Annotated in this window: 9 protein-coding genes; 5 read left to right on the top strand and 4 right to left on the bottom strand. The window is 63.5% G+C overall.

The features are described 5' to 3' along the window. Positions 1 to 354 precede the first annotated feature (354 nt). Together A2I95_RS22975 and A2I95_RS22970 are read left to right on the top strand one after the other, a co-directional pair. On the top strand, positions 355 to 1131 hold the full coding sequence (locus A2I95_RS22975; RefSeq protein ID WP_291733579.1) for a 3-keto-5-aminohexanoate cleavage protein: 777 nt from the start codon (positions 355 to 357) through the stop codon (positions 1129 to 1131). A 2-nt stretch (positions 1132 to 1133) separates the two neighbouring features. Continuing rightward, entirely contained in the window at positions 1134 to 2462 is a 1329-nt protein-coding gene (locus tag A2I95_RS22970; protein ID WP_291733578.1) for an aspartate aminotransferase family protein, read from the top strand. Between the two features lie 50 nt (positions 2463 to 2512). On the opposite strand, the gene A2I95_RS22965 is transcribed toward A2I95_RS22970, so the two are convergent. Further along, positions 2513 to 3181 (bottom strand): DsbA family oxidoreductase, encoded by a 669-nt coding sequence (locus A2I95_RS22965; RefSeq protein ID WP_291733575.1) that lies wholly within the window; start codon positions 3179 to 3181, stop codon positions 2513 to 2515. A gap of 357 nt (positions 3182 to 3538) precedes the next feature. Here A2I95_RS22965 and A2I95_RS22960 point away from each other — a divergent pair, with 357 nt between their 5' ends. After that, entirely contained in the window at positions 3539 to 4567 is a 1029-nt protein-coding gene (locus A2I95_RS22960) for a D-cysteine desulfhydrase family protein (protein WP_291733573.1), read from the top strand. Between the two features lie 143 nt (positions 4568 to 4710). On the opposite strand, the gene eda is transcribed toward A2I95_RS22960, so the two are convergent. From eda to zwf, 3 genes are read right to left on the bottom strand one after another with little or no spacing between them, the layout of a single operon-like run. Next, the gene (eda, locus tag A2I95_RS22955; protein ID WP_291733571.1) at positions 4711 to 5364 is read right to left on the bottom strand and encodes a bifunctional 4-hydroxy-2-oxoglutarate aldolase/2-dehydro-3-deoxy-phosphogluconate aldolase; all 654 of its coding nucleotides are present in this window, start codon (positions 5362 to 5364) and stop codon (positions 4711 to 4713) included. Position 5365: 1 nt separating this feature from the next. Beyond that, on the bottom strand, positions 5366 to 7174 hold the full coding sequence (gene edd / locus A2I95_RS22950; protein WP_291733570.1) for a phosphogluconate dehydratase: 1809 nt from the start codon (positions 7172 to 7174) through the stop codon (positions 5366 to 5368). 48 nt (positions 7175 to 7222) lie between these two features. Then, a complete protein-coding gene (gene zwf, locus A2I95_RS22945; RefSeq protein ID WP_291729228.1) occupies positions 7223 to 8683 on the bottom strand; it encodes a glucose-6-phosphate dehydrogenase in 1461 nt (486 codons plus the stop codon). A gap of 416 nt (positions 8684 to 9099) precedes the next feature. On the opposite strand from zwf, the gene A2I95_RS22940 reads away from it, so the two are divergent. Together A2I95_RS22940 and A2I95_RS22935 are read left to right on the top strand one after the other, a co-directional pair. Further along, complete coding sequence (locus tag A2I95_RS22940; RefSeq protein ID WP_291729227.1) at positions 9100 to 9306, top strand: hypothetical protein; 207 nt, start codon at positions 9100 to 9102, stop codon at positions 9304 to 9306. 186 nt (positions 9307 to 9492) lie between these two features. Continuing rightward, positions 9493 to 10195: CaiB/BaiF CoA-transferase family protein (locus A2I95_RS22935; RefSeq protein ID WP_291733568.1), on the top strand; the 703-nt coding region annotated here is incomplete at its 3' end.

Here is a 10195-nt window from a genome sequence, read left to right as displayed (position 1 = left end):
TGTGGGCCTTGTCGGCCTCGACCACACGGGAGAGATCGTTTTCGTTGAACGTGCCGTCCATGACATGTCCTTTCGGCGTTAGAAGTGAATCAGGCTGCCCGGAACCTTACAGGGCTTCAGAGGCGTATTATGTACCAGAAACGTCAGATTCCGGGAATTCGTTAGGGCCAGAGCATCTGCTTGCTTAGGTCCAGAGACGTCCGGTTCAGCGAATTAGCGGCGCGGCGCCGGCTGCGGATTGCCCTGGAACAAATGTTCTGAAGTTACCGGCTTGAGAGCGGATGTCCCAAAGGGGCAAGCTGCAGGCATCCTGGGCGCGAGTCGCGGCTGGGCGGGCCGCAAAGGAGGTAACCGGTGGCGGAATACAGATTGATGGTGGCCCCGAACGGGGCCCGCCGCGGGCGCGGCGATCATCCTGAATTGCCGGTGACACCGCAGCAGACGGCAGCGGCGGCTGCAGCCTGTTATGCGGCCGGCGCCCAGGCCCTGCATCTGCATGTGCGCGACGATGCGGGGCGTCATTCGCTGGATGCGGGCCGTTACCGCGAAGCCCTTGATGCGGTGCGGGAAAGCGCGCCGGGGATGGCGGTGCAGATCACCACCGAAAGCGCCGGTGTCTATGACACTTCTGCCCAGTTCGCTTGCCTGGAGGCGTTACGCCCTGCCGCGGCTTCTGTTTCCGTCCGGGAAATGGCACGGGACACCAGCATCGCCACGCGGGCCTATGCGCTGTGCGCAGAGGCGGGGACGCAGGTGCAGCACATCCTGTATGGTCCGGACTGCATCGCTCAGCTGCGCGTATGGTATCAGGACGGCACCGTGCCCGGTGCGATGCGCGATGCGATCTTTGTTCTGGGTATGTACAGCCCGCCGGTGCTGGCGCACCCTGACGGGCTCGCGGCCTTTCGTGACGCAGCGGCGGATCTGCGTCTCAACTGGACTGCCTGCGCCTTTGGCCGCCACGAGCACGCCTGCCTGCTGGCCGCCATCGCCGCAGGCGGGGATGCGCGAATCGGATTTGAGAATAACATCGAAACACCGGAAGGCGGGCTGCTGGCAGACAATGCAGCCTCGGTTGCCGCCTTCGTCCAGGCCGCGCGGGATGCGGGCCATCGCCTTAAGGAGTGCTGATCATGTCTCACGTCTTTCCCCGCCACACCAAAGCCGCGCTGCCCACCGCCGTGTCCGGCGAGGGCTGCTATCTGATCGATGCAGACGGCAAGCGCTATTTCGACGGCTCCGGCGGTGCCGCGGTGTCCTGCCTCGGCCATTCCGACGCTGATGTGATCAAAGCGGTGCAGGATCAGGTCGGCAAGCTGGCCTTTGCCCATACCGGCTTCCTCACCTCGGACCCTGCCGAGGAACTGGCGGATCTGCTGGTGACCCACGCGCCGGGTGATATTGACCGGGTGTATTTTGTTTCCGGCGGCTCCGAGGCGACTGAGGCGGCGATCAAACTGGCCCGCCAGTACCACCTGGAACGCGGCGAACCGCAGCGCTGCCGCATTATCGCCCGCAAGCAAAGCTACCACGGCAACACCCTTGGCGCGCTGGCCGCAGGCGGCAACGAATGGCGCCGCACGCAATTTGCGCCGCTGCTGATCGACATTTCACACATCTCGGCCTGTTACGAATACGTGGGCCGGGCCGAGGGTGAGAGCAGCTTTGACTATGGTCAGCGGGTGGCGAATGAGCTGGAAACGGAAATCCTGCGCCTTGGCCCCGAAACCGTGATGGCCTTCATGGCCGAACCTGTGGTCGGTGCCACCTCAGGTGCGGTGCCGGCGGTTGCTGGCTACTTCAAGCGCATCCGCGAGATTTGCGACCAATACGGCGTGCTGCTGATTCTGGACGAGGTGATGTGCGGCATGGGCCGTACCGGGCATCTGTTTGCCTGCGAGGCGGATGGCGTGGTGCCGGATATTCTGTGCATCGCCAAGGGTCTTGGCGCCGGTTATCAGCCGATTGGTGCAATGCTTTGTACCCGCCAGATCTATGAGGCGATCGAGCATGGATCCGGGTTTTTCCAGCACGGCCACACCTATATCGGCCACCCGGTGGCCACCGCTGCCGGCCTCGCCGTGGTCAAGGCGATGCTGGAACGCGGGTTGGTGCAGCGCTGTGCTGAAATGGGTGAAAAGCTGCAGGCGGCGCTGGAGGACCGGTTCGGCCAGCACGCACACGTCGGAGACATCCGCGGCCGCGGGCTGTTCCGCGGGGTCGAGCTGGTGGCTGACCGCGACACCAAGGAACCCTTCGATCCGGCGCTGGGCTTGGCCAAGAACATCAAGAAGGCTGCGTTTCAGGCGGGTCTGATCTGCTATCCGATGTCCGGCACCCGCGACGGCCAGAACGGCGACCACATCCTGTTGGCCCCACCCTTCATCATCACCGATGAACAAATCACCGAGGTGGTGGACAAGCTGGAAACGGCGATCTCCCAGTGTTTGCCGCAGGGGTGAACAGCCCAGTAAGAGGAGGTAGCCGCCCGGCGGTTGGCCGGGTGCTGTTGTCAGGTGAATGTGTTTCCGGTGTAGCCTAGCTGCTCCAAAACGCTGGCGTAATTTTCGACGCCCTGCGCGCCGGTCACCAGATGGCGGCCATCAAACGCCATCGCGGGCACGCCGCGGATGCCCTGGTTCACCCAGAACGCCGCGCGCTGGCGCACGCTGTCCGCGTGTTTGCCGCTGTCCAGCGCGGCACGGGCTTCTGAGCCGTCAAGGCGGAGATTTTCGGCAGCCTGTGTCAGAACCTCCGGGTCCGAGACATTTTTGCCATCAGTGAAATAGGCCGCCAGCAGCGCCTGCTTCATCTCATGACCCTTGCCGCGTTCCTCTGCCCATTCGATCAGCTGATGCGCCTGGAACGTGTTGTAGATCCGCATCCCTTTAAAGAAGCGGAAGGTGAAGCCCAAGGCCTCTCCGAGTTCGGTCAGCTGTGCCCGCACCTGTGCCGATTGTTCCGCCGTGCTGCCGTATTTCGCCGCCAGATGCTCTCGCAGGTCCTCGCCTTCCGGCACCATGCCCGGGTTCAATTCAAACGGTTGCCAGTGGATGCCGAGCTGAACTCCGGCGCGGCGGGCGGCAAAAGCCAGCTGGTTGTAGCCGACCGCGCACCAGGGGCAAACAACATCTGAAATTATATCGACCCTGAGGACGGGCCGGTTAGGGGTCTCTGCCATGGGGCTGGTCCTTTGGTTTTCAGAGTCTCGCAGTGGAAATGGGGGCAAAGCGACGGGAAAACAACAGTTGCAGCAGTGCTTACCTGCAGAGCGTTTCATTCCCGGTGCCGCCCGGCGCAAGCAAGGCCTGTGGCAGTCTTAAGCATCCCCTGTGCGAAAACTCCGTTCCGGCCCGCTCTCCGCACATCTGTGCCAAGGCGCGCCTTATCTGCCGGGACAGGCAGGTGGAGCACATCACCCGCAATATGCTGGACCGGCTCGGCGCGTGGCGGCCCTCGCGCAGATTTTTGTTGACCTGCAATGCTTCGGCTTCAGTGTCAGTCTGCGGACAGCCTGATCCCGCCAAAGGAGACCGCCATGCCCCGGATCGATACGCTCCTCTCTGCCTTTCCCTGTGCCAGCTTGCTTGGACAGCCCACGCCGTTGGAACGTCTCGGCCGACTGTCGGAGGAACTGGATATTGACCTCTGGATCAAGCGGGACGATCTGACCGGTCTCAGCTTTGGCGGCAACAAGACGCGCCAGTTGGAGTTTTACATCGGTGCCGCGCGGGCGGCTGCGGCCGATACCATCCTGATCACCGGCGCGGTGCAGTCTAATTTCGCCCGTACCGCCGCCGCGGCGGCGGCGAAATACGGGATGCACGCGGTGCTGCAGCGAGAGGAGCGGGTGGCTGGCATGGATCCGCTCTACTACAGTTCGGGCAATATCTTTCTGTCGGACATCCTTGGTGCCGATGTGATGCGCTATCCTGATGGCGAGGATGAGGTCGGCGCGGATGCTGCCCTGGAAGCCTGCGCCGAAGACCTGCGCGCCAAGGGCCGCAGCTCTTACATTATTCCGCTTGGCCTTGGCCATCCGCCGCTTGGCGCGCTTGGGTATGTGCAGGGCGGGGCAGAGCTGGCAGCGCAGATTGGCGGTTTTGATGCAGCCGTGGTGCCGTCGGGGAGCGGAGCGACCCACGGCGGGTTCTTGACCGGGGTGCGCCTCGCAGGCATCACTGCGCCGGTCTTTGGCATCTGTGTGCGCCGTGATGCTGCGTTGCAGAAGGCGCGGCTGGAGCAAGTAGCGGATGCGCTGGCCGCCCTGATGGGTATCCCGCGTCCATTTGGCTGCGATGATATTTTCACCTGGGACGGTGCGCTGGCTCCTGGCTATGGCCGCGCAGGCCCCGCCACCCGCGCCGCACTGCAGCGCATGGCCAGGGCAGAAGGGATCCTGTTGGACCCGGTCTATTCTGCCAAGACCTTTGCCGGTCTGCTTGGCCTTTTGGAGGAGGGCAGCATCCGCAAAGGCCAGAAGGTGCTGCTGCTGCACACCGGCGGGCTGCCGGCGCTGTTTGCCTATCAAAACGACCTTGGATTTGGTGGCGCGCAGGCACCATGACCGGCTGCCAACGGATATCGTGCAGGCCCTGGGCTGATCTTATGCGCTGCTGTCCCCGCGGGGACACGGCGGAATAACTACGGGCCGTGAAAAGGCCGCCGGTCATGGCAGGAGCAGAGCCGACCGGTGGGTTTTGCGGTGGCTTATCTTTTGCCGAGCCGGCTTGCGTCCCGCGCAATCGCTTCGATTGCGGCCCAATTGCCAGCCTCGACCAGATCGGGTGGCGCCACCCAGCTGCCGCCGGCGCAGACCACGTTGGGCAGGCTTAGATAGGTTTCCGCATTGGCGGGGCTGATGCCGCCAGTGGGGCAGAAGGAGATTTGCGGCAAGGGCGCGCCGATCGCTTTCAGCGCGGGCGCACCGCCTGAGGCTTCAGCCGGGAAAAACTTCAGCATGCCATAACCGCGCGCCAGCAGGCGCATCGCCTCGGTTGCTGTTGCAGCACCGGGTAACAGCGGCAGGCCGATGGATTCGCAGGCGTCCAGCAAGTCATCCGTCGCGCCGGGGGAGACGCCGAACTGCGCGCCGGCCTCCTTGGCGGCTTCGGCGTCTTTGGGGGTGATCAGCGTGCCGGCTCCGACCACACCGCCCTTCACCTGTGCCATTTCGCGGATCACATCCAGCGCAGCACTTGTGCGCAGGGTGACTTCCAGTGCCGGCAATCCGCCGGCGATCAGTGCTTCGGCCAGTGGCCGGGCATGGGCTGCATCCTCCACCACCAGCACCGGCATCACCGGCGCCAGGGTGCAGATCCCGCATGTGCGCAGGCTGGAGTCCTGAGGGGTTATCCGCGTCATACTAAACTCCAAAAACGCTGGCGCCTTCGTCGGCCGAAGCGACCGAGCGGCGGAACAGGGAAAACAGCTCACGCCCGGTGCCGTGCTGATAGGCGCTGAGGTCGGCAGTGGCGGCGTCGCGCTCCAGCACGTCGCCGGTGAGGATTTCCAGCGTGCCGCGCACCGCGTCCAGCCGCAGCAGGTCGCCGTCCTGGAGTTTGGCAATCGGGCCGCCGTCCAGCGCTTCGGGCACCACATGGATTGCGGCGGGGATCTTGCCGGAGGCTCCAGACATCCGCCCGTCGGTGACCAGCGCCACCTTCTGGCCCTTGCCCTGCATGATACCCAGCATCGGGGTCAGACTGTGCAGTTCCGGCATGCCGTTGGCCTTGGGGCCCTGAAAGCGCACCACAACGATCACGTCGCCGGTGAGTTCCCCTGCCTTGAAGGCGGCCTTGGCCTCTTCCTGGTCATGAAAGACGCGGGCGGGTGCCTCAATGACTTGGTGTTCCTTGGCCACTGCCGAGACCTTGATCACCGACGTGCCCAGGTTTCCGGTCAGCCGCTTCAACCCGCCGGTCGCCTGGAACGGCGCATCGGCGGGGCGCAGCACCGCGTCGTTCAGGCTTTGCCCCGGACCGGCGCGGAAGGTGAGGCCATCTTCCGACAGGAACGGTTCCATGACGTAGTTCTCCAGCCCTTCGCCCGCCACGGTTTTGGTGTCGGGGTGCAGGCAGCCGGCCTTCAGCAGCTCGCCGATCATGTAGCCGAGGCCACCGGCGGCGTGGAAATGGTTCACGTCGGCCAGCCCGTTGGGATAGACACGCGCCAAGAGCGGCACAGCTTCCGAAAGATCCGCAAAATCCTGCCAGTCCAGCAGGATACCGCCCGCCCGCGCCATGGCGATCAGGTGGATCAGCAAGTTGGTAGAGCCGCCGGTGGCCATCAGCCCGACAATGCCGTTGGTATAGGCTTTTTCGTCCAGCACGTCGCAGACCGGGGTGTAATTGTTCCCCAGCGCGCTGAGCGACAGCGCCCGTTTGGCGCCCTCGACGGTGAGTGCTTCGCGCAGCGGTGTGCCGGGGGTGACAAAGGAGGAGCCGGGCAGGTGCAGCCCCATGAACTCCATCAGCATCTGGTTGGTGTTGGCCGTGCCATAGAAGGTGCAGGTGCCGGGCCCGTGATAGGCAGCCATCTCCGCTTTCAGAAGCTCATCGCGCCCGATTTCCCCGGCGGCGAATTTCTGGCGGATCTGGGCCTTTTCGTCATTGGCCAGACCGCTGGTCATTGGTCCGGCGGGCAGGAACACCGCCGGGATGTGGCCGAATGCCTGGGCGCCGATCACCAGCCCGGGCACGATCTTGTCGCAGACGCCAAGGAACACCGCCGCGTCGAATACATTATGGCTGAGCGCAATGCCCGCGGCCATGGCGATGGTGTCGCGGGAAAACAGGCTGAGCTCCATGCCGGGTTCGCTTTGGGTGACGCCGTCGCACATGGCAGGCACCCCGCCCGCCACTTGGGCGGTGCCGCCGCCTTTGCGCACCGCGTCGCGGATCAGGGCCGGATAGGTCTCAAACGGCTGGTGCGCCGAAAGCATGTCATTATAGGCGGTGACAATTCCCAGGTGGCCCTTGGCGCCTTGGGCCAGTGTCTGCTGGTCCGCCCCGGTGGCGGCATAGGCATGGGCCTGGCCGGAACAGGACAGATGCGCCCGTGCAGGCCCCTTGCCGCGCGCTGCCCGCATCCGCTCCAAATAGGCCGAGCGGGTGGTCTCGCTGCGGGCGATGATGCGATCGGTGACGGCGGCCAGGGTGGGGTTCAGGGTCATGGGGTGCCTTTGTAGCAAACTGCGGGGGCAAAGGGGAGGGCAGTCATTTCAGGTTCCGATACTGCGCCAGCGGCGGCTGTCGCGGTGGATCAGCAACAGCGAGTCATCGGGACCCGTGCTGCCGCTGTCATAGGGCTGCGGCGCTTCGCCGGCGTCTTCCCAGCCGGCGATGATCGGATCAGCCCAGGCCCAGGCCGCCTCGACCTCATCGCCGCGCATGAAAAGGGTCTGGTTGCCACGGATCACATCCATGATCAGCCGTTCATAGGCATCCTGCGGGCGGCCCGACTCAGGCAGCTCATCAGCGAATGTCATGTCCAGGTTGGCGCCGGTCAGGCGCATGCCGCCGGGGCCGGGGTCCTTGATGGTGGTTTTCAGCGTGATGCCCTCATCCGGTTGCAGGCGGATCACCAGCACATTTCCATGCACGGTGCCGGAGCCCTCGAAGATGTTGTGCGGGGGATCGCGGAAATAGACCGCGATCTCGCTCACCCGCTCGCGCAGGCATTTGCCGGTGCGCAGATAGAAGGGGATCCCGGCCCAGCGCCAGTTCGCCACCTCCACCTTCAGCGCGATATAGCTTTCGGTGCGGCTGGCGGGATTGCGGGCATGGTCACGGTAGCTGTCGCTGGATTTGCCGCCGTTCCGGCCCCTGTACTGGCCGCGGGCGATATTGGATTGGGGCACCGGGCGCAGGGCCTCGATCACCTTGACCTTCTCGTCGCGCACCGCGTTGGGGGTGAATTGCGCGGGCGGCTCCATTGCGGTGAGGCACAGAAGCTGCATCAGGTGGTTCTGCACCATGTCCCGCATGGCGCCGGATTTGTCGTAGTATTCGCCGCGCCCCTTGACGCCGATGCTTTCGGCGACGGTGATCTGCACATGGTCGATGTGGGAGGAATTCCACAAGGGTTCAAACAGCGAATTGGCAAAGCGCAGGGCCATCAGGTTTTGCACTGTTTCCTTGCCCAGGTAATGGTCGATCCGGTAGATCTGCCGTTCCTCGAAATGCGCCCGCAGCGCAGTGTTCAGAGATTGGGCCGAAGCAAGGTCATGGCCAAAGGGTTTTTCCAGCACGATACGGCTGTCCGGCGTGGCGATGCCGGTCTCGCTGAGGCGGCGGGCGATATCGGTGAACAGCGAGGGACCGACCGACAGGTAGAAGGCGCGCACCGCATCGTCGCGCAGTTTCCCGTGAATCATGTCCCAACCGGTATCGCCGCGGGCATCCACCGCGACATAGTCCAGAAGCGCGGTGAAACCGGCGATTTCCGCAGGCGTGGTTTCCACATCCTGGCCGAAATCGCGGATCGCATCGGCGGTCTGGGCGCGGAATTCCTCTGCCGTCAGTGCGCTGCGCGAGCTGCCGATGATGCGGCACTCATCGCTGAACTGGCCGATCTGGAAGCGGTGGAACAGCGCCGGCAGGATCTTGCGGCGGGCCAGGTCGCCGGTCGCGCCAAACAGCACGAGGTCAAAGGGTTCAACGGGGATGACGCGGGAAACCATTGATTTTACATCGCTGTTCTACAGAGGCCGGGCCATTGTGCCGCTTGGGGCGGGGCAATTCAATTGCCTCTGTTGCCATACGGCTGGTTAAAGTTGAGTTATCGCTAACATGTGAGGCCGGTGAGGGCCATCCGAAAAAATGAGGCTGCCGACTCGCTTGCAAATAGGTCAGCCTTGCTGCCCGGTCCTGGGCTTCCCGCCTGAATTGACCGTCGGCTTGAAGGAATTGTGAAGCCATAAGTGCCGATCCTGGGCCAAGCGCGGTTTTCCTACGGGCGCGGGTACTGGACGAGTGCTCGGCGCTGGATGATAGCGGCACCCAATGCTGGGCTGACGGCGGTCATCTGGTTTTCACCCGCGGTTACCGCCGCCCGATGTCGGTGCGTTGGTTGGAGCGCTTGGAACACCGGTCAAAAGTGCATGCGGAATCCCGCTCCTTCCACTATTGCGACACCTTCACCAGTCCGGTTGCCTTCGCCGAACGGGAGCTCACCTGGTCTCCCAGGAAAGGTGAAAAGACCACCGCGGTCAAAGCGCTAGCTGATGACGCAATGCTGAGCGTTGCCAATACGCTGAGATCCCATGCACTGGCGGGCTACTATCAGGACGGCTGGGATCAGTGATTTGAGGCGGGCCGTCTCCCGGCATGGGAAACAAACCGGAAACCCGGGTTTTCCGCGCTGGAGTTTTGGTGAAATTCCGGTGCCGCTGACGGCGGGCTTTGAGGTATTTGATCAAATCTTGCGGGAACGTGCTGCAGCCGCTAAGCATGATCCGGAGGACACAGGCACCAACAGGGAGGAATGCCCATGACCCCGCTCGTCGGCCTTAAAGTGGTTGAGCTTGCCCGCATCCTGGCCGGGCCCTGGATCGGCCAGTCGCTGGCGGACCTGGGTGCCGAAGTGGTGAAGGTGGAAAGCCCGGACGGCGACGATACCCGCAAATGGGGACCGCCGTTCATTGAGCGGGATGGCGACAAAACCGCCGCCTATTACTATGCCGCCAACCGGGGCAAGGACTGTGTAGTTGCTGATTTCCGGACTGAGGGCGGCAAGCAGACTGTCCTTGATCTGATCCGCGACGCTGACATCCTGATCGAGAACTTCAAGGTTGGCGGTCTGCAGAAATACGGATTGGATTACGACAGCCTGGCGCAGATCAACCCGCGCCTGATCTACTGCTCGGTTACCGGATTTGGCCAGGACGGGCCTTATGCCAAACGGGCGGGGTATGACTTTCTGCTGCAGGGCATGTCGGGGCTGATGTCGATCACCGGCGCGCAGGACGGCCAGCCCCAGAAAGTCGGAGTGGCGATCACCGATATTGTTACCGGGCTTTATGGCACCATTGGAATTCTTGCGGCAGTGGAGCAGCGCCATACAACAGGCCGCGGCCAGCATCTGGATATGTCGCTGATGGATTGCGCGACGGCCCTGCTGGCAAACCAGGCAATGAACTATCTGGCAACCGGCGACAGTCCGGTGCGGCTGGGCAATGATCATCCGAATATCG

The sequence above is a fragment of the Leisingera sp. F5 genome, from assembly GCF_001593695.1.
The sequence above is the reverse complement of the archived record's forward strand: the minus strand, read 5'-3'. Positions and strand labels throughout refer to the sequence as shown.